This window comes from Ditibartonella choladocola (genome assembly GCF_002007565.1).
GTDB classification, from domain to species: Bacteria; Pseudomonadota; Alphaproteobacteria; order Rhizobiales; family Rhizobiaceae; genus Bartonella; species Bartonella choladocola.
Genome location: NZ_CP015625.1, coordinates 1,551,211 through 1,574,338 on the forward strand (window position 1 = coordinate 1,551,211; position 23,128 = coordinate 1,574,338).

Sequence of the window (23,128 nt, forward strand, 5' to 3'; positions counted from 1 at the left end):
AAAGCTGCCGAACCGGTTTTAAAAGACAGAACAATTATGCTCTTCTAGATTTTTAACGCCAGCAAAATAACGCCTGCGCCGATCAGTACGACACCGGTCCAATTGATGGCTGTCAATTTTTCACCAAGAAAAGTAACGCCGAAAATGGCAACAAAGATAACCGACAATTTGTCTATCGGAGCAACATGGGAAGCATCTCCCAATTGCAGAGCGCGGAAATAGGCAAGCCATGAAGCACCCGTGGCAAGACCTGATAAAACAAGGAAAACCCATGATTTTGCCGGAATGGCTCCCGGACGTTGCCATTGTCCGGTGATGCTTAAAAACAGACATAATGCAGCAATGATAACGATTGTTCTTATCAAAGTGGCAAAATCGGAATTGATACCGCTTATACCGACTTTTGCGAAAATAGCTGTTAAAGCCGCAAAAATTGCTGAAAGAAATGCCCAGAACTGCCAGGTAGCGGTCATCAGAATTCAATCCCCTTCTGTCCTTTTATGCCGGAACGGAACGGGTGTTTGACCAATTCCATTTCTGTTACCAGATCGGCAGCCTCAATCAATTCATTTCGTGCATTGCGACCGGTAATGATGACATGTTTCATGAAAGGTCGCTTCGATAATACATCAAGCACTTCTTCCAATGGTAGATAATCATAGCGCAATACGATATTCAACTCGTCACAAAGCACCATATCCGTGGTGTCATCGAGGATCATATCTTTGGCAATGTCCCATGCTTTTCGCGCTTCGGCAATGTCTTTTTCACGATTCTGCGTTTCCCATGTAAAGCCTTCGCCATGGGCATAAACGCGTACCTGATCGCCAAATTTTTCAAGTGCGGTACGCTCGCCGGTTTGGCGCAATCCCTTGACAAACTGCACCACCCCAACCTTCATATTCTGGCCGAGAGCACGAAAAACCATACCGAAAGCGGCCGTTGTCTTGCCTTTGCCCTTGCCCGTATGAACAATGAGAAGGCCTTTTTCTTTGGTTTTACCGGCTTCTATTTTTTTGCGAGCGGCCTCTTTCTTTTTCATTTTTTCGGCATGACGGGCATTCAATTCCGCTTCCGTCAGCTTTTCCTTGGCGTCCATGTTATCGAGCCTTTCTGTAGTTCTTCCAGTTCAAACAAAGCAGAATTGGAGCGCGGTTTCCATAATTCTCTCCGGATTGCCTGTTCAAGTTTATGTGCCATTTCTCTTAAAGCTGCAGGATTATTCCCGATCAAAAAATTACGCACCGTTTCATCGTCGATATAGGCATTATAAATCGCCTCGAATTGTTCATTGGATACGGCATTTGTTGTAGCCGAAAAAGCAAAGAGATAGTCGACAGTTGCAGCCATTTCGACAGCACCTTTAAAGCCGTGGCGCATGACTCCTTCTATCCATTTCGGATTAACAGCCCGCCCGCGGAGTGTCCGCCCGATTTCTTCCTGCAATGTTTTTATCATCGGCCGTTCGGGCCGCGACATATCATTGTGATAGACTTTCGGAAAAGCACCCTGCTTATCGGCGACTGCCGAAGCCATGCCCCCTTCAAAGGCATAATATTCACCGGAATCGAGAAGATCATGTTCGCGATTATCCTGATTTTGGACAACGGCATTGATATGATGAAGCCGGTTTTCAAGCATATTTTGTGCAGCCAACCCGTCTTCCTTACCGTAAGCAAAAGAAGAATGGGCAATCCATGCTTTACCTAGATCATTACGGTCATTCCATTCGCCCTTGTCGAGAAGCTCCTGAACGCCGGTTCCATAAACACCCGGACGAGCGCCGAAAACACGAAAACCGGCTTCTCTTTCCGCCTCTTTTGTACTCTTTCCGGTTTCTGTGAGCGTTTTTACGTCTTTCAAATAATGCGCATGGAGCGGATTATCCTCTCCCTCCTCGTCAAGCGAGGCAACAAGACGCACCGCCTGATCGAACAAGGCTATCTGTTCGGGAAATGCATCGCGGAAGAAACCGGAAATCCTTAATGTTACGTCGACACGTGGCCTTCCAAGAACTGCTACCGGAATAACTTCAACACCGGTCACACGGCGTGATGCCGCATCCCACAAAGGTTTGACGCCGATAAGTGCGAGAGCCTGCGCAATATCATCGCCACCAGTGCGCATATTGGCCGTTCCCCAAGCGGTGAGGCCGAAAGCCTTCGGCCAATCACCGTGATCCTGAACATAGCGGATAATGAGAAGCTCGGCCGATTTTTTACCCAATTGCCAAGCCGATTGTGTGGGTACTGCCCTTGTATCGACCGAAAAAAAGTTGCGCCCCGTCGGAAATACATCCGGCCGACCGCGTGTCGGGGCGCCGGATGGCCCCGGTTCGACAAAATGCCCGTCAAGAGCGGTTAAAAGCCCGTCAATTTCCGCCTTGCCGCAACTTAAAATCAATGGCCGCAATGTTTCTTCAATATTTTTAAGAATTGGCGCTGTTTTCGTGAAGTTTTGAGGATGAGTGACCTTTCCGGAAACCAGCGCCAGCGCCAGAAGCTCGATGCGTTCAACCGTGTCTCCATTTGTGCGCCATAGGCTGTCGGTCATGCCCTTCAATATTTCAGGCTTTTCACCTTGCCATTTTTCTGAAAAAACACAATCAAGCGGATCGAAAGCAAGGCCGAGATCATCGGCTATAGCGCGGTGTAAACTGCCGTTTTCTCCCTCGCCACGAGGGACACGCGCCGTTGCAACAAGGAGATTTTCCAATTGTTCGCCGGAAGGCGCTTTGCCAAAAATATGTAGCCCGTCTCTGATTTGCAATTCTTTGAGATCACACAAAAAGGCATCAAGCTTCTCAAGTGCCAGATCATCGCTATCATGGTCTTCAATTCCGGCATCATGATTGAGACCGGTAAGCCGCACCAGATCAAGTATTTCGCCTTTGAGCTTTACGAGACGACGCGGGTCAACGCCCGACGCCTCGTAATATTCATCAACAAGCCCCTCTAGATCTTTTAACGGGCCATAACTTTCCGCGCGTGTCAAAGGCGGGGTCAGATGGTCAATGATAACGGCGGAAGAGCGTCGTTTTGCCTGTGTTCCTTCACCGGGGTCGTTGACAATAAACGGGTAGATATGCGGCATCGGTCCTAGAGCTATTTCGGGATAGCAATGCTTCGAGAGTGCCAAAGCTTTTCCCGGAAGCCATTCAAGATTGCCGTGTTTACCCATATGAATAATGGCATCGGCTTTATAAACAAACCGGAGCCAGAAATAGAATGCAAGGTAATGATGGGTGGGGACAATGTCGGGTGCGTGGTAGACTTGCTTTGCATCCATTCCGAATGCGCGTTCCGGCTGTAATCCGACAACCGTTTCCCCCAACATTAAAACCGGCAAGGCCAATCCATTTTGAACCACATAGGCATCGTCTTCCGGCGCACCCCAACGTGCAGTCACTTCATCTTGAATCTTTTTATCAAGTGATTGAAAGAACTTCTTGTAAAGACTCAAAGAAAGTGCTGTCCGCACTACCCTTCCCTTCACCCCTTCATTGGTTGGACCTTCAATCATCAGCCGCATGAGCTCATTGCCATTTTCCGGAATATTTTCTATTTTATAGCCTTGGCTTTTCATGGCGTTAAGCGTCACAATCATGGCAGCCGGTGTATCAAGCCCGACACCGTGCCCCAAGCGGCCATCGCCACCGGGATAATTGGCCATGACAATGGCAATATGGCGCTCTTCCGGCTTCTTGTTGCGCAGTCTTACCCAGTTTTTTGTAAGCTCTGCAACAAAGTCGACCCTATCTTTCAAAGGTTTATGGACGACAACATTACATTCTGTCTCGTCATCAAATTCCACTGCCGATTTGAAAGACACAGCGCGGGTGAATACGCGTCCATCAACTTCCGGAAGCGCAACATTCATGGCGAGATCACGGGCGGTCAATCCACGCCCATCTTTTTCCCATTGCTCTTTGCTGCTTCCGGCAAAAACCACCTGCAAAACCATTGCACCGCGTTTTTCAAGGACCGTGGGTTTTCGTCCCTTATGCCCGTTTGAAACCGCAAAGCCCGTTGCATTCAACACAATATCGGGCGAAAGCCGGTCAAAAATTGAATCGACAATTGCAACGCTCAATTCATCTTTGAGACTTGAAACAAAAATCGGTAGCGCAATTAAGCCGCGTTTTTGAAGAGCGTCGATAAGTGCTTCGACGCTTGCTGTTTGCCCGCTTTGCACCAATGCGCGATAAAAACAGATCGCCACAACCGGTTTATGGGTGGCATTGTGACGTTTTACGAGATCATCAACAGTGAACGGCGGGTCATCCGGTGACCAGAGACCTGCCTTCATCAAGGGGATCGCCTCGACCGGCTTTTCGTGGCGGCCTAACAAATAATCGCAATATTCAAGAAAGGAGCGCATATTTTGCGCGCTCGCTTCAATAAGATAGTGCCAAAGATTGCGGCAATCCTCTTCGGCAACAGTAGAAAATTTTTGCAAATTTTCGTCTATTTTATCGTCACCTGGCAAGACTACCAGTTTGATATTCTTTTCCAGTGCCAGCGAGTGGAGAACTTGCAAGCCATAAGGCCAATAACTTTCGCCGCCTATCACGCGCAACACAATCAATTTCGCATATGACGCGGTTTTTTCGACATAGGTATCAACCGACATCGGGTGTGAAAGCGAAAGCAAATTGACAAGCCTTAGCGAAGACGTTGTTTTCTTCAACGCGGCTTTTGCAACCGAAAGGCTTGCCAATTCGGTATCGGCTGCCGAAAGAAAAATAACATCGGCAGGCGACTGTCCAAGATCAATCGCCTTGTCCTGTTCAGCTATGGTTCCCTTCTGGGCAAGAAGCAAATGCATCAGACATCAAGCGCTTCAATAGTTTTGCGCACCTTCTCCTCGTCGATTTCGTGAAGGCCGATAACAACAAGATGGCTTTTATGCTCTTCGTTTTTTTGCCAGGGACGATCAAAATAGGAATCAATCCGCTGACCGACGGCTTGAACAACAAGACGCATCGGTTTTCCCACCACATTGACAAAGCCTTTGAGCCGCAAAATATCATTTTCTGCAATGATCGTTTTCAACCGCTCGATCAAAGCCTTGGGATCATGGATGGATGGTGCGTTAACGACAAAGCTTTTGAATTCGTCGTGATTATGCGGAACGCCATTTGCATGATGCAATTCGTGGTGGGATTTGCGGTTTTCAATATCGCTCTCGGTACCGACGCCAAGCCCCAATATAAGATCGGTTCCGATACTGCCGAAACTCGATGTGACCATTTGGGGAACTCTGTCGCTATGGCTTGAAATGATATTGCGCACATTGTCGAGCGTGTCCTCGTCGATAAGATCGACCTTGTTGAGGACGATGAGATCAGCCGCGTGAATTTGGTCTTCAAACAATTCTTCAAGCGGGCTTTCATGGGTAATCGAACTATCTTCGGCCCGTTCCGCATTGATTTTGTCAATATCATCGGCAAACCGGCCTTCGGCCACAGCCGGAGCGTCAATCACGGTAATCACCCCGTCAACGGTCACCTGTGTTTTGATTTCAGGCCAATTGAACGCTGCAACAAGCGGCTGGGGAAGTGCCAAACCGGATGTTTCGATCACAATATGATCGGGTCTATCCTCACGCTCAAGCAGTTTCGTCATAGTCGGAATAAATTCTTCGGCAACCGTGCAACAGATACAGCCATTATTGAGTTCAATGAGATCATCATCGTGGCAATTATCAAGACCGCAGCCTTTGAGCAAACCGCCATCCACGCCAAGCTCGCCAAATTCGTTAATGATGAGAGCAATGCGTTTGCCTTGCGCATTTTCCAATAAATGCCTTATCATCGTGGTTTTTCCGGAACCCAAAAATCCGGTTATGACGGTGGTTGGGATTTTGCTTTGTAAAAATTTTTGTTCCGACATAAAACTTAGCCTTTCAATTTAAGCGGCAGACCAGCCGCAACAAAAAACACCGTTTCTGCTATATTTGCAATTTTCTGGTTCATGAGACCGGCATAATCACTAAATTCACGCGCAAGCTTGTTGTCCGGCACGATGCCAAGCCCTACCTCGCTCGAAACAAAAACCGTTTCTACCTCAAGTCCTGCAAGACCATCGACAAGCTTTACCATTTCTGTTTCAACGTTCCGGTGATGCTCCAATAGATTGCCAAGCCAAACGCTGAGACAATCAACAAGAACAATTTTTTGTTCACTATTATGTTTTGCGATCTCGCCCATAATATCAATCGGTTCTTCAACATTGATCCAGCCGGACTCGCGGCGTGAGCGATGCATGTCGACCCGTTTTTTCATCTCTTCATTGAAAATTTCTGCGGTTGCGAGATAGACCGGCACTTTATTGGCAGACAACACATAATTTTCGGCGAAAACCGACTTTCCCGAACGCGTCCCGCCAAGAATCAATGTTATCTTTGCCAAAAATCTCCTCCATTTGCGGAATAGACATTCATCACTTTACAAAGAAAGCTGAAAAACCGGCTTCATGCCTTTGATACAGAATCAGAGTTCTTGAATGATGAGAACACAAACCGGAACCGGATTTCTAGCCCATTCTTAAATACAATAATTTGACTGACCGGCTTGAATGAAATGCCCGAATTGGGTCCACTTCCTGAAAGTCCAGTTTATTTTTCGCAACTTCTTTTGCAAAAAACCGGCTATTTATAGAGATAGCTGCTTAAACTTTATCGTGCAAGCCGAAAAAGCGCGTTTACGTCGACGGCCTTTTCCAACTCATCGGCTATTTTATCGAGTGCATTGTCAAGTTTTTCAAAATGTCCGGACTTATCAGGCTTTGCACCAAAACTTCCAATAAAATAATGACGGAAAGCATCTGCCGAAAACAAACCATGAAGATAGGTTCCCCAAATCTTTCCATCGGGCGAGGCCGCACCGTCTTCGACATTGTTTATTTTTAAAGGGGCATAGCGACAATCCGGACCGAAGCTTTTGCCCATATGGATTTCATAGCCTGTGAGCGGCAGTCCGCTTAAAAGATGAATAGCATTGCTATTGCGTGTAAGTTTTCGTTCTCCGATTTCGGTTACCATATCAAGAAGGCCAAGCGCGTCTGTTTCGCTAATATTGCCTTCCAGAGAATCGGGATCAAAAATTTTCCTGCCAAGAATTTGAAAGCCGCCGCAAATGCCGATGACCATACCGCCTTTTTTGGCGTGTTTGATAATCTCCCCGTCCCACTTGCGCTCACGAAGGGCAATCATATCCGCTATGGTCGATTTGGAACCGGGAAGGATAATAACATCGCTATTGGCCGGAAAACATTCACCCTTCCGGACAAAGACAATTTCAACATCACTTTCATGGATTAACGGGTCGAGATCATCAAAATTGGCAATATGGGGTAAAACCGGTACAGCTATTTTTACTTTGCCGTGTTTTTTCGGCGATCTATGTTCAAGTGCCATCGAATCTTCAGGAGGCAAAAGGCTTGCCCCTTCAAGCCAGGGAATAACGCCGAGGCATGGCCAGCCGGTAAAATTCCGGATTGCTTTGATTCCATCATCAAAAAGGCTCAAATCCCCACGAAATTTGTTAATGAGATAACCGCAGACCATTGCACGGTCTGCACGATCAAGAATTGTTGCTGTGCCGACAAGTGAAGCGATCACACCACCGCGGTCAATGTCACCAATCAATATAACCGGTACATCGGCGCTTCGCGCAAATCCCATATTGGCAATATCGCAAGCGCGCAAATTGATTTCTGCCGACGAACCAGCCCCCTCCACCAGCACCAAATCGGCTTTCTCCTTCAATCGGGCAAAAGATTCCATTACCCGATCAAGAAGCTCACCCTTCATTTTTTGATAATCGGCACCTTTTTTAAAACCCGAAAGTTTACCCTGCACAATGATTTGGGAACCGGTAGAACTTTGCGGTTTCAACAAAACCGGATTCATATGAACGGAAGGTTTTTCATTTGCTGCAAAAGCCTGCAGCCATTGGCCGCGCCCGATCTCGCCACCATCATCGGCAACAGCGGCATTGTTCGACATGTTCTGCGGTTTGAACGGCATTACCTTGATGCCTTTTCGGGAGGCCAAACGGCAAAAGCCGGCAACGAGAACTGTTTTTCCGACGTCGGAACCTGTGCCCTGAAACATCAATGCACGCGCCAAATCAATCACCCTTTATCAATAAAAAAAATCGCAATTTTTTTCAAAAAAATAGCGATTTTCATACTTCATTAAGTGTTCGCTAACCCGTGATTAACATTGTTGATCTACAAAGGCTCCAGAAACAAAAACACTTTGTTTCTCTCTGGATCAGGTAGTGCGTACCAGAGGTGTAATTCCGGACATGTTGTGTATGAGTATCGTCCGGAAAATGCGTAAGATAAAACTGCGTAAACGGGCCACCGCTTGCGCAGTTTTACGCATTTCTAACCTGCTTTGCGGGTTAAGAAAAGATGACTTTCCGGTTCTTCCACATCTTTTCAAAAAACGACGCATTGATAGCTTTGTAAAACAGCTTATGCCGCCAACAAAAACGCCGGTTGTTCAGTTTTGAAATAAATGATTTTAACCCTATAAATCCGCTACCATAAGCGCTCGTTTATCGATGGCTCAACCGCTCGCTTATAGAGCGATTAAAAATCACAAATCTTTAATGATTCGGGCAAGAAGTGTGAATGAATCCATGCGTTTTTTATTATCCCAAATCGGACTGGTAACAATCAACTCGTCTGCTTTCGTATCGGCTATCAGTTTTTTTAGGCCCAGCTCGACTGTTTCAGATGAACCGACCACAGAACAGGACAAAGATTGTTCAAGCACCAAGCGGTGATTGAAGGGAAGATTATCAACATAATTCATAACCGGTTTCGGTAATGGACCGGCACGCCCCGTCCTTAAATTGACAAAGGATTGTTGTTGGGAAGAAAACAGAAACTTTGCTTCGTCATCCGTTTCAGCAACAACGACATTGGCTGCAACCATTGCAACGGGCTTATCAAGATATTCCGACGGCTGGAAATTATCGCGGTAAACTTTGAGTGCGCGATAAAGCTCGGCCGGTGCAAAATGCGAGGCAAAAGAATAGGGTAAGCCCAAAACTGCCGCAAGCTGCGCCCCATAAAGGCTTGACCCCAAAATCCAGACCGGCACGTGCAAACCTGCCCCCGGAACTGCGCGCAATTGTTGTTGAGGTTCGGCATCTTTAAAATAGTCAAGCAATTCGACGACATCGCGGGGGTAGTCATTCGGGTTGCTATCAAGCGAACGTCTCAAGGCTCTCGCTGTCATCTGGTCAGTACCGGGAGCACGCCCTAATCCGAGTTCAACCCTGTTCGGATAGAGAGCTTCAAGAGTGCCGAATTGTTCGGCAATAACAAGCGGTGAATGGTTAGGAAGCATAACGCCGCCCGCACCGACAACGATTTTATTGGTCGAGGCAAGAATCTGCCCCATTACAACCGCCGTTGCAGCACTTGCAATGCCAGTCATATTGTGATGTTCGGCATACCAGATACGAGGAAATCCCAGCTCATCCACATGTTTGGCAAGAGCTATAGAATTTTTTAACGCCTGAGCAACCGAACTTCCCTCAGGCACGGGACATAGATCAAGGACAGATATTTTCATTTTTTTAATATAGGAACTCTCAAAATGAATACAACGAGAGAAATTCAATCAAGCGGGGCTTTTTAATATTAATCCGCTCTATCGCCCCTATTCCACTCTTCTGTGACTTCGGCTACGAAATCGGCATAACGATGTGCTTCGATCGCGTCTCTTATGCCTTGCATCAATTGCTGATAAAAAGCGAGATTGTTCCACGTAATCACCATTCCGGCCAATGGTTCACCCGCTTTTACAAGATGGTGAAGATAAGCGCGGCTATAATCCCGTGCTGCCGGACAGGGAGATTGAGGGTCTAACGGGCGCGGGTCTTCGGCATGTTTTGCATTTCTCAAATTGATTTTACCAAATCTTGTGAAAGCCAAACCATGTCGGCCTGCCCTTGTCGGCATAACACAATCGAACATATCAACGCCATGCGCCACACTTTTCAAAATATCATCAGGTGTGCCAACGCCCATCAAATAACGCGGTTTATCTTCCGGCAAAATCGAACAGGTCACATCCAGCATATCCATCATCACATTTTGCGGCTCACCCACCGCCAAGCCGCCAATGGAATAGCCTTTCAAATCAAGATCTTTCAAAGCATTTGCCGAGCGTTCCCGCAAACTTGCATTATCACCACCTTGAACGATACCGAACATGGCCTTGCCCGGCTGGTTTCCGAAAGCCGTTTTGCAACGTTCTGCCCAGCGTAAAGACAATTCCATTGCCTTTTCCATTTCTTTGAATGAGGCAGGCAAGGCAACGCATTGGTCGAGTTGCATCTGGATGTCGGAATCAAGCAGACACTGTATTTCGATCGACCGTTCCGGTGTCAGCTCATAACGAGCGCCATCAATATGCGATTGGAAGGTCACGCCCTTCTCTGTCAATTTTCTAAGGCCTGCAAGCGACATAACCTGAAAACCGCCGGAATCTGTCAAAATGGGCTTCGGCCAACGTGCAAAAACATGAAGGCCGCCCAATCTTGCAATACGTTCTGCACCAGGGCGCAACATCAAATGATAGGTATTGCCGAGTATAATATCGGCACCAAGTTCTTCAACCTGCTCCATATACATTGCCTTCACCGAACCGGCAGTGCCTACCGGCATAAAAGCAGGTGTGCGGACTTTGCCACGCGGCATTGTAATTTCGCCACGCCGCGCGTGACCATCTTCAGTAATTTTTTTGAAGGTGAAGGTTTCGCTCATTGTTCCTAATCTTTTCGTTCCAGAAAACTTGTATCGCCATAAGAATAAAAACGATAGCCCGTTTCAATAGCATGTTGGTAGGCGTGTTTCATTTCATCAAGCCCGCTAAAAGCCGATACAAGCATGAATAATGTCGAGCGCGGCAAGTGGAAATTGGTCATCAGGCAATCGACAAACCGGAAATGATAACCCGGTGTTATAAAAATATCGGTCGAACCGGCCCATGCATCAAGTTGACCGTTTTCATCCGCAGCACTTTCAAGAAGTCGCATTGCCGTTGTACCGACAGCAATAACCCTGTTACCGCGTTTTTTTACAGCCATTAATGCCTCTGCCGTTTGTTGGTCTATATGGCCAATTTCAGAATGCATTTTATGGTCTTTTGTATCATCAACCTTGACAGGTAAAAATGTACCTGCGCCGACATGGAGCGTTACAAAATATTCTTCAACACCCCGATCTTTGATCTGTTGCATCAAATCCTTGGTAAAATGAAGACCGGCGGTCGGCGCCGCGACGGCTCCCTCTTCGCGTGCATAAACGGTCTGGTAATCGGTTTCGTCACGCTTGTCCTCGCCGCGTTTTAAAGCAATATAGGGTGGCAAGGGCATGTGGCCGATAAGAGCGATTTCACGATCAAGCTCGACACCCGATTTATCGAATTCCAACAGCATTTCGCCGTTTTCGCCTTTTTCACGAACCGTGGCAACAAGCTTGTCATTATCGCCAAGACTTCTATCCTGCTTGTTGAAAACAATTGTTTCGCCAATTTTCAAACGTTTTGCCGGACGAACAAAAGCAAGCCACTCATTAGGGCTTACGCGTTTATGAAGTGTTGCACCAATATGGGCTATAGCTGCACCGCGCCGCCGTTCCCCCTGAAGTTGGGCTTTTATAACCTTGGTGTCATTGAAAACCAGCGCATCACCTTTTTTGAGAAGCGAGGGTAAATCGCGCACATGTAAATCTTCAAGAACCCCGCCTTTTCCGACATGTAAAAGACGAGCACTTTCCCGCGGCACTGCAGGTCGCAAAGCGATTTGTTTTTCAGGTAACTCGAAATCAAAAAGATCAACTTGCATAAGAGCGCACGCACATTCGTAAATCGGACAAGCGGATAACGCTTGTCGCACTGTTATATCAGATTAAAAGACCAACCTTTAAGGAGGCCTTGCCAAGGATACTTGGTAATGGTTTTTTACTAAAGCATTTTCCGAAAAGTGTGAAGCGGTTTTCGGGATTAAAATGCGCCACTAAAAACCTATTTTCCGAAAAGTGTGAAGCGGTTTTCGGAATCAAAAATGCGCCACTAAAAACCTATTTTCCGAAAAGTGTGAAGCGGTTTTCGGGATTAAAATGCGCCACTAAAAACCTGTTTTCCGGAAACTGTGAAGCGGTTTTCGGGATTAAAATGCGCCACTAAAAACCAGTTTTCCGAAAAGTGTGAAGCGGTTTTCGGGATTAAAAATGCGCCACTAAAAACCTATTTTCTGAAAAGTGTGAAGCGGTTTTCGGCGGCGAGTAAATGCGTCATTTCAGCAAAGATTATCTTTAAAAAGGACTGGGGTGTAATGCGATTTTTCGGGCTAAAAACGTGGTTTTATCAAGTGTTTCGTTCAAAACACAGAATGGGCAGTTTGACGATCTGTAGGTAGATTAGCGTCAACTTCCGATTAAAATGAAGAATGGCAGGGACTTTCGGAAAACATCTGGAAACGTATTGAAGCCGAATATATTCCGGTCGGGGCATTCTGGAGTTTTTCTTGCGAGAAATCGAATAAATATCCGGATATTTTACATAAAAAAATATTGGAAATCCGTTTTTTAGCGGGGTGCAAAATAATTTTCATAATCAAGCTTTTTGGTGTCCGTTATCCGTTCATTCCCGTTACCAAATATTCTATTCAAGAGAGAGACGAACGATATAAATAAATAGAAATAAAATATTTTTACGTTAAAAATCAGCGTTTTAAAGATAAACACTGAATCATTTTATGAAGATTATTTTGCCCTTATTTTTATAAAAAACAAAAACTGCAATCTGCCGGAATTTCGAGTTTTTAAAAACAAAAGGTGCTCCGAATTTTATTCAGAACACCTTTTTCAAGTTTTATAAATCAAAGCTTCCGAACAACTGTGTCGAGCTTTGAAAATTATTTTTTATCGGCAGCAATTGTTGCTTTGACAATGCTATCAGGATCACTGACAGGCTCGCCTTTTTTCAGTTTGTCGACATTTTCCATGCCTTCAATGACCTGTCCCCAAACCGTATATTGACGATTGAGCCACGGAGCATCCTCGAAACAAATAAAAAACTGGGAGTTTGCCGAATTCGGGTTTTGACTGCGTGCCATAGAGGCAGTGCCGCGCTTATGTGGCACATTGGAAAATTCGGCTTTAAGATCGGGTTTATCGGATCCACCCATGCCTGCGCGTGATGCGTTAAACTTCTTGCCGCCTTTTTTGCCAAATTCGACATCGCCGGTCTGTGCCATAAAGCCGTCTATCACGCGGTGAAAAACCACATTGTCATAAGCGCCTTCGCGGGCTAATTCTTTAATTCTCTTGACGTGTTCGGGTGCAACGTCAGGCAATAATTCTATAACCACATCACCCTTTGTCGTTTCCAAAATCAACGTATTTTCAGGATCTTTAATTTCAGCCATTTCTTTTCCTTTATTTCGTAGCTTCGATACGTGCTTTTATAATGACGTCGGGATCAGCAACCGAACCGTTATTATCGGCACGCCCTTTTTTGATTTTATCAACGACATCCATGCCTTTTACCACTTCACCAACAACCGTGTACTGGCCGTTGAGGAAAGAGGCATCATCAAAACAGATGAAGAACTGGGAATTTGCCGAATTCGGGTCTTGCGAACGTGCCATTCCGACCGTTCCACGTTTGAATGGTACTTGGGAAAATTCTGCAGCAAGGTCGGGATATTGTGAACCACCCATACCGGCACGCCGAATATTGAATTCGGGGCTTCCTTTTTTGCCGAATTTTACATCGCCGGTCTGCGCCATAAAGCCCGGAATAACCCGATGGAAGACGACATTATCGTAAGCACCTTCTTTGGTGAGCTTCTCGATTTGTGCGACATGTTTGGGAGCAATATCCGGACGCAACCGGATTGTTACATCACCATCTTTCAATGTTAAAACAAGATTTTCTCCGCCTGCAGCAAATGCCACGGGGGCAAGCGAAAAAAGTGCAAACAAAACGGCCATAATGCCCAAAAGTTTACGAACCAAGGTTTTTCTCCATTTATGATTTGAATTTTTTTGTTAACGCCAATGCAACATTTTCGGGAACAAAGGGCGAAACATCACCCCTCATCAAAGCAATTTGCCGAACGAGCGTTGCGGAGATTGAACGAACCTTATCCGCTGCCGGCAAGAACAATGTCTGTATTCCGGGTGCCAACGCCCTATTCATGCCGGCAAGTTGCATTTCATAGTTGAAATCCGTGCTATCGCGCAAACCACGTATGATAAAATTTGCACCGATCTCGCGTGCTTTATCAACCAGCAAATTGTCGAATGAAATAACTTCCAAACGCTTTTCTGTATCTTTCAAAACATTCTTTGCAATGGTTTCGATCAGTTTCTTGCGTTCTTCAAACGTAAAAAGCGGAGCTTTGCTCGGATGGATTCCAATAGCAACAACAACTTTGTCAGCCACTGCAAACGCCCCCCGCAAAACGTCAAGATGACCATTGGTAATCGGATCAAACGAACCAGCAAAAATTGCCACTTTCATCTTTCACCTCCCGTTAAGCCATCCTGAACCTGTCCGATTATTCAGACATCCGATTGCGTATCTGCCTGATCTGTAACGTTGTTATTCTCATTCGTATTGTTGTCATTTGAATCGTCGTCTTCCTCTTCCGATTCAGAAATACGTTCAACTGAAACAACTTTCTCGTTCTCGGCTGTATCGAAAATCGTGACACCTTTTGTCGACCGGCCTGCAATACGAATTCCTGCCACCGGAACACGGATGAGTTTTCCGCCATCCGAAACAAGCATGATCTGGTCTTTTTCCTCGACAGGGAAAGCTGCAACCAGTTTACCGATTTCGGCAGTCTTTGAAGGATCAGTCGCTCTTATCCCCTTGCCACCGCGACCGGAAATTCTGAACTCGTAGGATGAAGAACGTTTGCCATAACCGAATTGACTTACCGTCAACAACATCTGTTCATGTTGAGAAAGTTCATTATAACGTGCGTCGCTAAGCTCGGCATCGCCTGTTGCTTCTTCCTCGTCAGTAATTGTCACATCATCGCTATCGTTACCGGCTAAACGGCGTTCGGCAACAGCGCGTTTGAGATAGGCCGAGCGTTCGGCCGGTGTTGCTTCGACATGCTCCAGAATAGCCATCGAGATGACTTTATCACCCTCACCGAGATTGATACCGCGCACACCGATGGAATTTCTACCGGCGAAGACACGAACATCGGAAACGGCAAAACGAATACATTGACCATCGGCAGTGGTCAGAACCACATCGTCATTTTCTGTACATGTATCGACAGAGAGAATTTCATCTTCATCATCGTCGAATTTCATCGCAATTTTGCCGTTGCGGTTAACCTGCACAAAGTCGGAAAGCTTGTTGCGCCGCACCGTGCCACGTGTTGTCGCAAACATCACGTCGAGTTCGCTCCAGCTTTCCTCATCCTCCGGCAAAGGCATGATTGTGGTGATGCGTTCGCCTTGCTGCAACGGCAGAAGATTGATAAGCGCTTTGCCGCGCGATTGGGGTGTTCCGACCGGCAAACGCCATACTTTCTCCTTGTAAACAATGCCGCGTGAAGAGAAGAACAGAACCGGCGCATGTGTATTGGCGACAAACAGGCGGGTTACAAAATCCTCGTCTTTTGTTGTCATACCGGAGCGGCCTTTACCACCGCGATGTTGCGCCCGATAAGTGTTGAGCGGAACCCGTTTGATATAGCCGCTATGGCTTACAGTGACGACCATTTCCTCACGCGCAATGAGGTCTTCATCATCCATTTCGGCACCACCGGAGCCGAATGATGTTAGACGGGGTGTGGCAAATTCATTGCGAACGGCCATCAATTCGTCTTTGACAATCGTCAAGACACGCAAACGAGAACCCAGAATATCAAGATAATCAGTAATTTCTGCGCCAATTTTATTGAGTTCGTCTGCAATCTCGTCGCGCCCTAAAGCCGTCAGGCGTTGCAAGCGTAGATCAAGAATGGCACGCGCCTGCTCTTCCGAAAGATTATAGGTGTTATCTTCGTGAATAATGTGACGTGGGTCATCAATCAGTTCGATAAGGTGACGGACTTCTGCTGCCGGCCAACGGCGCGTCATCAACTGGTCACGCGCGGTTTGCGGGTCCGGTGCATTACGGATAAGCTGGATGACTTCGTCAATATTGGCAACAGCAATTGCCAGACCAACCAAGACATGGGCACGTTCACGTGCTTTGCGCAGTAAAAATTTGGTACGCCGTGTAACAACCTCTTCACGGAACAGAACAAATGCCTTGAGCATGTCAAGGAGTGTCATTTGTTCAGGCTTGCCGCCATTCAATGCCACCATATTGCAGCCGAAAGAGGTTTGCAAAGGCGTGTAGCGATAAAGCTGGTTCAAAACAACATCGGCAACGGCATCACGCTTCAGCTCGATCACAACGCGATAGCCTTCACGATCGGATTCATCGCGTAAGTCCGAAATGCCTTCAATCCGTTTCTCGCGTACAAGCTCGGCAATTTTTTCAACCATTGTCGCTTTATTCACCTGATAGGGAATTTCAGTAACAACGATGGCCTGACGGTCATTACGAATATCTTCAACTTCAACCTTGGCACGCATGATGAGCGAGCCACGTCCGGTTTCATAAGCCGAACGAATACCGGCGCGGCCAAGAATAATCCCGCCGGTCGGAAAATCCGGCCCCGGTATGATCTTGAGCATTTCGTCGAGTGTTATGGCCGGATTATCAATGAGAGCGACGCAACCATCAACAATTTCACCAAGATTGTGTGGTGGAATATTGGTGGCCATACCGACCGCAATACCACCCGAACCATTCACCAGAAGATTGGGAAAACGTGCGGGAAGAACAATCGGTTCCTGCTCGCGGCCATCATAATTATCCTGAAAATCGACCGTTTCCTTGTCGATGTCAAAAAGCAGACTATCGGAAACTTTTTCCAGACGGCATTCGGTGTAACGCATAGCTGCCGGCGGATCACCATCAATCGACCCGAAGTTCCCCTGCCCGTCAATAAGCGGAACGCGCAGCGAAAAATCCTGTGCCATGCGCACCAGCGCATCATAGATAGATGAATCGCCATGCGGGTGGAATTTACCCATCACCTCGCCGACAACACCGGCAGATTTACGATAAGGCTTGTTATAAGAAAGCCCCATCTGGTTCATCGCATAGAGAATGCGTCGATGAACCGGCTTCATACCATCACGAACATCAGGCAGCGCACGCGATACAATCACGCTCATGGCGTAATCGAGGTAGGAGCGCTCCATTTCCTCCACAATATTGACCGGCTCAATACCGTTCGGATTTCCTGAATCTGGTGGTATAATTTGATCGTTCACGGCTACACAACTTCCTTAATAGAATCAGCCCTTCCTTTATAACGAAAAACGGCTTGAAAAGCTAATTTCTCTTGCCCATCTATGTGTGGATTTGGCTTTTCTTTTCAGTGTGTTATCAAGCCGGTCGAAAAATCGGTGGATGACTTTAAGGAAATTTTGTGCCATGAGAGCGCAATTGAAGAATTTTTATAAATCGCGATTTTTGACTTTATTTCTATCTTTGGCATTCATCGAATAATAATATATCCGGAAATAATAATGCATCCGGAATCCGACTGCCCCGAACCCGGCTATCTTGCCGAATGCAGGAAAACTCAAGGAGTAACAATCATGTTTGATGCAGGTTTGTTGCTGAACGCGTTTATCACTCTCATGGTCACGATTGATCCAGTGGGATTGGTGCCAATTTTCTTGGGGCTGACGCGTGACATGACCAATATGCAACGCAAATCCACCGCGATGGCTGCATCTGTGATTTCCTATATTATTCTGCTCGCTTTCGCTCTTATCGGCGGGTCGATATTGGAAGGGCTGGGGATTTCGCTCGGTGCATTCGAGATTGCCGGTGGTATCCTATTATTTGCCATTGCATTCGAGATGATTTTTGAAAAACGCTCGGCAAGAAAACAGAAATCTGTGAAAACGGCTGTAACAAAAGACCATATTCACAATATCGCAGCCTTTCCCCTTGCTATACCGATGATTGCCGGTCCCGGTGCTATTTCCGCCACCATTTTGATGGCGAGCAAGAATCCGGGTTTTATCGGCACTGCCGTTTCCTGTTTTGTTATTCTGATTTCAGTGATTGTCTGCTACGGCTTTATGCTTCTCGCCCACCCGATTGACCGACTTCTTGGTGAAACGGGTAGAACGATACTGACCCGCCTCTTTGGTGTCATTCTTGCAGCATTGGCGGTTCAATTCGTCGCCAACGGCATTCTGGCTTTATTTCACATAGCCTGAACCGGCACGCATCATTTCAGGATTGTTGTGCATATGGCTGGTTGCCGCTCCAATTTTCATGAAAAATCGTCGGAATGTCTAAACGACGAAATGTTCAAAACACTTCGGACAATACGGGTGACAATCGGGCAAAACACTTCCGGAATATCCTGCTTCTGTCCAGCAAATCTTGCATACTCAAATATGGGCTACGTTTGGTATGGCAAAAAATCTTAGAAATAAAAGTTGCAGCTTGATAAAAGCTCCCTGCTCCGCTTTTTTAAAAGCTGCGATTCGCCTGAAAACAATGGAAACGGGGAGCTGTTTAAAATTTCTAAATGATGCAAATAAGGTTCCTAGAAGATCACGACACCGCATTGTGCGGGAATCTCAATTCAACGCGTTAAACGGCCATCGCAATTCAAGATAGCCGCTCAAAAGCTAGAGCGTCAAAACGGAACATCGTCATCAAGCTGGCGCGAAAAATTGCTTCCTGACTGATTGTTTCCGCCCTGATCGGAATTGCCGTAGCCGCCGCCAAAACCGCCGGAACCGGATTGATCGCTCACCTGCTGACGGCTGCCACCACCTTCGCCGCGGCTATCAAGCATTTGCAATTCACCGCGATATTTTTGCAAAACAATCTCGGTTGTATAACGGTCGTTACCGTTCTGATCCTGCCATTTGCGGGTTTGTAACTGCCCCTCGATATAAACCTTCGCGCCTTTTTTAAGATATTGCTCGACAACTTTGACCAGATTTTCGTTAAAAATAACCACACTGTGCCATTCTGTCCGCTCGCGACGCTCGCCTGTATTACGGTCACGCCACGTATCCGACGTTGCAATGCGTAAACTTGCCACTTGATCGCCAGAATTCATTCTGCGAATTTCCGGATCTGCACCGAGATTACCAATCAGAATGACCTTGTTAACACTGCCTGCCATTATCAAAACTCCAAACCACGCGGCAAAAAGCCGAAAATTAAATGCTAAAGCTCAATTTGTCACCATATAATCTATTTTCAAGCTTGAGGCAAAAAAGGCCGGTTTATTCGTGCAATTTCCACAGAACTTCTTTTTCAGTTATTTTTTAAGTTGAATTCTTACCATTGCAATTTTTGATAGTCTCACCTATTTGAAAGCGAGTGTTCCATTTTTGTTCTTTCCCCGCAAGGCCAAATATGTCCGATCAGAAATATATTTCAATACGTGGTGCCCGCCAACATAATTTAAAGAACATAGATCTTGATCTGCCAAGAGACAAACTGATTGTCATGACAGGTCTTTCGGGATCGGGTAAATCCTCGCTTGCTTTCGATACGATCTATGCCGAAGGGCAAAGGCGATATGTGGAAAGTCTTTCAGCCTATGCCAGACAGTTTCTGGAAATGATGCAAAAACCGGATGTAGACCAGATTGACGGTCTCTCTCCGGCTATTTCCATTGAACAAAAGACCACGAGTCGTAACCCGCGTTCAACTGTCGGCACGGTCACGGAAATTCACGATTATATGCGCTTGTTGTTTGCGCGGGTCGGTGTGCCCTATTCACCGGTTACAGGATTACCGATTGAAAGCCAGACTGTAAGCCAGATGGTTGATCGCATTCTGGCACTCCCCGAAGGAACGAGACTTTATATTCTGGCTCCGCTCGTGCGCGGGCGCAAAGGCGAATATAAAAAGGAAATGGCCGACCTTCTTAAAAAAGGCTTCCAGCGTGTCAAAATCGACGGCGTTTTTTATGAAATAGCCGATGTTCCGGAACTCGATAAAAAATATAAACACGATATTGATGTTGTCGTCGACCGGCTTGTTGTGAAACCTGATATTTCAGCCCGTCTTGCCGATAGTCTTGAAACCTGCCTTCATCTGGCTGACGGATTGGCTGTTGCCGAACTTGCCGACAAGCCGCTTCCGAAAGAACAGACAGCCGGTGGTTCGGCCAATAAATCGAAAAACGATACGCATGAACGTTTACTCTTTTCCGAAAAGTTTGCCTGCCCTGTTTCGGGCTTTACGATTCCCGAAATAGAGCCACGGCTTTTTTCTTTTAACAATCCGTTCGGTGCTTGCCCGACCTGTGACGGCTTGGGGTCACTACAGGCAATTGATCCGGCCATGGTGGTTCCTGACGAGAATTTGTCGTTGAAAGCAGGTGGTATTGCTCCGTGGTCGAAATCCTCTTCACCCTATTACAATCAAACACTTGAAGCGCTTGGGAAGGCTTATCATTTCAAGCTCACAGACAAATGGAAAGACCTTTCCGAAGAAGCCCGTCACGCGATTCTTTACGGCACGGGCAAGAAAGAAGTCACCTTTACCTATCACGACGGGATGCGTTCCTATTCTGCGACAAAAAGTTTTGAAGGTGTCATTCCCAATATGGAACGGCGCTGGAAAGAAACCGATTCGGCCTGGTCACGCGAGGAGATTGAACGTTATATGTCGTCTTCCCCTTGTCCGGCATGTAAAGGCTATCGGTTGAAGCCGGAAGCACTGGCTGTAAAAATCAACAAGCTTCACATTGGCGAAGTATCCGAAATGTCGATTTCCAAAGCCGATAAATGGTTTCAGGAAGTGGATAAGACTTTCAATGAAAAACAGAAGAATATTGCTTCACGTATTTTGAAAGAAATTCGCGACCGTTTGAAATTTCTGAATGATGTCGGGCTTGAATATCTCACACTGGCGCGCGCTTCCGGTACGTTATCGGGCGGTGAAAGCCAGCGCATCCGGCTTGCTTCGCAAATCGGTTCAGGATTAACAGGCGTTCTCTATGTTCTTGATGAGCCGTCTATCGGATTGCACCAGCGCGATAATGCACGTCTTCTTGAAACACTTAAACATCTACGTGATCTCGGCAATACGGTGATTGTTGTCGAACATGATGAAGATGCCATTCTGACTGCCGATTATGTCGTCGATATTGGTCCGGCTGCGGGAGTTAACGGCGGTAAAGTCGTCGCGCAAGGAACGCCAAAAGATATTATGGATGATCCGGCATCGCTCACCGGCCAATATCTTTCAGGCAAAATGTTTGTTCCCGTACCTGCCGAGCGCCGCAAAATTTCCAAGACAAAAAAATTGCGTGTTGTCGGGGCGAGAGGCAACAATTTAAAGAACATTACTGCCGATATTCCGCTTGGAACGTTTACCTGTGTTACCGGTGTTTCGGGCGGTGGCAAATCGACATTCCTTATCGAAACACTGTTCAAAGCAGCCTCGCGGCGCATCATGGGAAGCCGTGAACATCCGGCCGAACATGATCGAATCGAGGGGCTTGAATATCTCGACAAAGTTATCGACATTGACCAATCCCCGATCGGGCGCACTCCGCGCTCGAATCCGGCAACCTATACCGGTGCATTTACCCCGATACGTGACTGGTTTGCCGGTTTGCCGGAAGCAAAAGCCCGCGGTTATCAGCCAGGACGTTTTTCATTCAACGTCAAGGGCGGGCGCTGTGAAGCCTGTCAGGGCGACGGCGTCATAAAAATTGAAATGCATTTTTTACCGGATGTCTATGTGACCTGTGATGTCTGCCACGGTAAACGCTATAATCGGGAAACGCTGGAAGTTACCTATAAAGGTAAATCCATCGCCGATGTTCTTGATATGACGGTGGATGAAGCGGCGGAGTTTTTCCAGGCAGTACCGGCCATTCGCGACAAAATGGATACATTGGTCAAGGTCGGACTTGGCTACATCAAGGTCGGGCAACAGGCGACCACCCTTTCCGGCGGTGAAGCACAGCGCGTAAAACTTGCCAAGGAACTGGCTCGCAAGGCAACCGGCCGGACACTCTATATTCTTGACGAGCCGACGACAGGCCTGCACTTCCACGATGTTGCGAAACTTCTTGAAGTTCTGCATGAACTGGTCGATCAGGGAAATACTGTTGCCGTTATCGAGCATAATCTTGAAGTGATCAAAACTGCCGACTGGATTATCGACCTTGGCCCCGAAGGTGGCGATGGCGGCGGCGAAATCGTTGCTGTCGGCCGTCCGGAAGATATTGTGAAAGTGGAACGCTCTTACACCGGACAGTTCCTGAAAGAACTTCTAGAACGTCGGCCAACGAAAAAAGCGCTATCGCAGTAACTGAAGGAAAAGCGACACTTCAAGGAAGATCAAAGCGGGCACATTCACAGCCCGCTTTTTATCTGATTCATCCTTTATTTGCTTTTTATGTGTCCACATCCTTTACTTACTTTTCGGCACGTCTCCGGCTCTCTTTATCCACGTCCCGCTTTTCGTGCGCCACATCCATAGCCCGCTTTTCATGCGGCACATCCTAGGCTTGTTTTTTGTGGACTACGTCTCCGGCACTCTACATCCATGGTTCGCTTTTCGTGCACCTCGTTCATAACGTTTTTTGTTTGCCGGGTTCACGGCCTGCTCTTGGTGAACTACGTCTCCGGCTCTCTTTTATGCGTTACGTTTTGGTTCTCTTTTCTTGCGCAACGTCCGCTGCCTATTTTTGTATGGATTGTTATACCCGCAAGGTAATGGGTGAATTGCGGACAAGTTACTGAAACCAAATTGCAGTAATGTGATTTCGTGCGGTGACATAAATCCCGTAAGTTCTATGTGTGCCTTTCAATTTATTTGCCGAAAATGCCGATAGAGGCCGCATAAACGAGTTTTAAAAAAGCTTCATTTGGCTCAAAAAAGACGAAAAACGAATATAATAATCAAATTAAAACAATGTATTATAGGTTTTTTTTAATTTATTAAATAAAGCCTTTGCGGACAGACACAAAATACGCAATTTCGTATTCAATGTCATTGA

The 23,128-nt window shown here is 46.6% G+C and carries 16 protein-coding genes; 2 read left to right on the top strand and 14 right to left on the bottom strand.

The genetic code is table 11. The features are described from left to right. Positions 1-44 precede the first annotated feature (44 nt). The 13 genes from BBC0122_RS06920 to gyrA all read right to left on the bottom strand — a co-directional run bounded on the left by BBC0122_RS06920 (position 45) and on the right by gyrA (position 17,321). Complete coding sequence (locus tag BBC0122_RS06920) at positions 45-473, bottom strand: EamA family transporter (protein ID WP_077992447.1); 429 nt, start codon at positions 471-473, stop codon at positions 45-47. Then, positions 473-1,099 (bottom strand): cob(I)yrinic acid a,c-diamide adenosyltransferase, encoded by a 627-nt coding sequence (gene cobO / locus BBC0122_RS06925; protein WP_077992448.1) that lies wholly within the window; start codon positions 1,097-1,099, stop codon positions 473-475. The genes BBC0122_RS06920 and cobO overlap by 1 nt, the downstream gene beginning before the upstream one ends. Next, the gene (cobN, locus tag BBC0122_RS06930; RefSeq protein WP_077992449.1) at positions 1,078-4,827 is read right to left on the bottom strand and encodes a cobaltochelatase subunit CobN; all 3,750 of its coding nucleotides are present in this window, start codon (positions 4,825-4,827) and stop codon (positions 1,078-1,080) included. Before cobN ends, cobO begins: the two co-directional genes overlap by 22 nt. Further along, positions 4,827-5,894, bottom strand: a complete 1,068-nt coding sequence (gene cobW, locus BBC0122_RS06935; RefSeq protein WP_077992450.1) for a cobalamin biosynthesis protein CobW — start codon at positions 5,892-5,894, stop codon at positions 4,827-4,829. Before cobW ends, cobN begins: the two co-directional genes overlap by 1 nt. Positions 5,895-5,899: 5 nt before the next feature. Beyond that, entirely contained in the window at positions 5,900-6,412 is a 513-nt protein-coding gene (cobU, locus tag BBC0122_RS06940; RefSeq protein ID WP_077992452.1) for a bifunctional adenosylcobinamide kinase/adenosylcobinamide-phosphate guanylyltransferase, read from the bottom strand. A gap of 266 nt (positions 6,413-6,678) precedes the next feature. After that, a complete protein-coding gene (locus BBC0122_RS06945) occupies positions 6,679-8,133 on the bottom strand; it encodes a cobyric acid synthase (protein WP_188318007.1) in 1,455 nt (484 codons plus the stop codon). Between the two features lie 477 nt (positions 8,134-8,610). Next, entirely contained in the window at positions 8,611-9,597 is a 987-nt protein-coding gene (locus BBC0122_RS06955; protein WP_077994566.1) for an LLM class flavin-dependent oxidoreductase, read from the bottom strand. 68 nt (positions 9,598-9,665) lie between these two features. Then, complete coding sequence (gene tgt / locus BBC0122_RS06960) at positions 9,666-10,793, bottom strand: tRNA guanosine(34) transglycosylase Tgt (RefSeq protein WP_077992456.1); 1,128 nt, start codon at positions 10,791-10,793, stop codon at positions 9,666-9,668. Positions 10,794-10,798: 5 nt separating this feature from the next. Continuing rightward, positions 10,799-11,875: a tRNA preQ1(34) S-adenosylmethionine ribosyltransferase-isomerase QueA gene (gene queA, locus BBC0122_RS06965; RefSeq protein WP_077992458.1), complete on the bottom strand. Its 1,077-nt coding sequence runs from the start codon at positions 11,873-11,875 to the stop codon at positions 10,799-10,801. 1,071 nt (positions 11,876-12,946) lie between these two features. Then, positions 12,947-13,459, bottom strand: coding sequence for a peptidylprolyl isomerase (locus BBC0122_RS06975; protein ID WP_077992460.1), 513 nt, complete (start codon positions 13,457-13,459; stop codon positions 12,947-12,949). 10 nt (positions 13,460-13,469) lie between these two features. Beyond that, positions 13,470-14,027, bottom strand: coding sequence for a peptidylprolyl isomerase (locus tag BBC0122_RS06980; RefSeq protein WP_077994567.1), 558 nt, complete (start codon positions 14,025-14,027; stop codon positions 13,470-13,472). A gap of 37 nt (positions 14,028-14,064) precedes the next feature. Continuing rightward, the gene (coaD, locus tag BBC0122_RS06985) at positions 14,065-14,559 is read right to left on the bottom strand and encodes a pantetheine-phosphate adenylyltransferase (RefSeq protein WP_077992461.1); all 495 of its coding nucleotides are present in this window, start codon (positions 14,557-14,559) and stop codon (positions 14,065-14,067) included. Positions 14,560-14,600: 41 nt separating this feature from the next. After that, on the bottom strand, positions 14,601-17,321 hold the full coding sequence (gene gyrA, locus BBC0122_RS06990) for a DNA gyrase subunit A (RefSeq protein ID WP_188318104.1): 2,721 nt from the start codon (positions 17,319-17,321) through the stop codon (positions 14,601-14,603). A gap of 402 nt (positions 17,322-17,723) precedes the next feature. On the opposite strand from gyrA, the gene BBC0122_RS06995 reads away from it, so the two are divergent. Further along, positions 17,724-18,356, top strand: a complete 633-nt coding sequence (locus BBC0122_RS06995; protein WP_077994569.1) for a MarC family protein — start codon at positions 17,724-17,726, stop codon at positions 18,354-18,356. A gap of 428 nt (positions 18,357-18,784) precedes the next feature. On the opposite strand, the gene BBC0122_RS07000 is transcribed toward BBC0122_RS06995, so the two are convergent. Continuing rightward, positions 18,785-19,282 (bottom strand): single-stranded DNA-binding protein, encoded by a 498-nt coding sequence (locus tag BBC0122_RS07000; protein ID WP_077992462.1) that lies wholly within the window; start codon positions 19,280-19,282, stop codon positions 18,785-18,787. A 236-nt stretch (positions 19,283-19,518) separates the two neighbouring features. Between BBC0122_RS07000 and uvrA the strand changes: the two genes are divergently transcribed. Then, a complete protein-coding gene (gene uvrA, locus BBC0122_RS07005; protein WP_077992464.1) occupies positions 19,519-22,437 on the top strand; it encodes an excinuclease ABC subunit UvrA in 2,919 nt (972 codons plus the stop codon). The last annotated feature ends 691 nt before the right edge of the window (positions 22,438-23,128 follow it).

Bases quoted from the DNA above. Each gene is read 5' to 3' on its own strand.
- BBC0122_RS06920 (WP_077992447.1), bottom strand. From the start codon at position 473: ATGACCGCTACCTGGCAGTTCTGGGCATTTCTTTCAGCAATTTTTGCG.
- cobO (WP_077992448.1), bottom strand. From the start codon at position 1,099: ATGGACGCCAAGGAAAAGCTGACGGAAGCGGAATTGAATGCCCGTCAT.
- cobN (WP_077992449.1), bottom strand. From the start codon at position 4,827: ATGCATTTGCTTCTTGCCCAGAAGGGAACCATAGCTGAACAGGACAAG.
- cobW (WP_077992450.1), bottom strand. From the start codon at position 5,894: ATGTCGGAACAAAAATTTTTACAAAGCAAAATCCCAACCACCGTCATA.
- BBC0122_RS06955 (WP_077994566.1), bottom strand. From the start codon at position 9,597: ATGAAAATATCTGTCCTTGATCTATGTCCCGTGCCTGAGGGAAGTTCG.
- tgt (WP_077992456.1), bottom strand. From the start codon at position 10,793: ATGAGCGAAACCTTCACCTTCAAAAAAATTACTGAAGATGGTCACGCG.
- queA (WP_077992458.1), bottom strand. From the start codon at position 11,875: ATGCAAGTTGATCTTTTTGATTTCGAGTTACCTGAAAAACAAATCGCT.
- BBC0122_RS06975 (WP_077992460.1), bottom strand. From the start codon at position 13,459: ATGGCTGAAATTAAAGATCCTGAAAATACGTTGATTTTGGAAACGACA.
- BBC0122_RS06980 (WP_077994567.1), bottom strand. From the start codon at position 14,027: ATGGCCGTTTTGTTTGCACTTTTTTCGCTTGCCCCCGTGGCATTTGCT.
- coaD (WP_077992461.1), bottom strand. From the start codon at position 14,559: ATGAAAGTGGCAATTTTTGCTGGTTCGTTTGATCCGATTACCAATGGT.
- gyrA (WP_188318104.1), bottom strand. From the start codon at position 17,321: ATGGAGCGCTCCTACCTCGATTACGCCATGAGCGTGATTGTATCGCGT.
- BBC0122_RS06995 (WP_077994569.1), top strand. From the start codon at position 17,724: ATGTTTGATGCAGGTTTGTTGCTGAACGCGTTTATCACTCTCATGGTC.
- BBC0122_RS07000 (WP_077992462.1), bottom strand. From the start codon at position 19,282: ATGGCAGGCAGTGTTAACAAGGTCATTCTGATTGGTAATCTCGGTGCA.
- uvrA (WP_077992464.1), top strand. From the start codon at position 19,519: ATGTCCGATCAGAAATATATTTCAATACGTGGTGCCCGCCAACATAAT.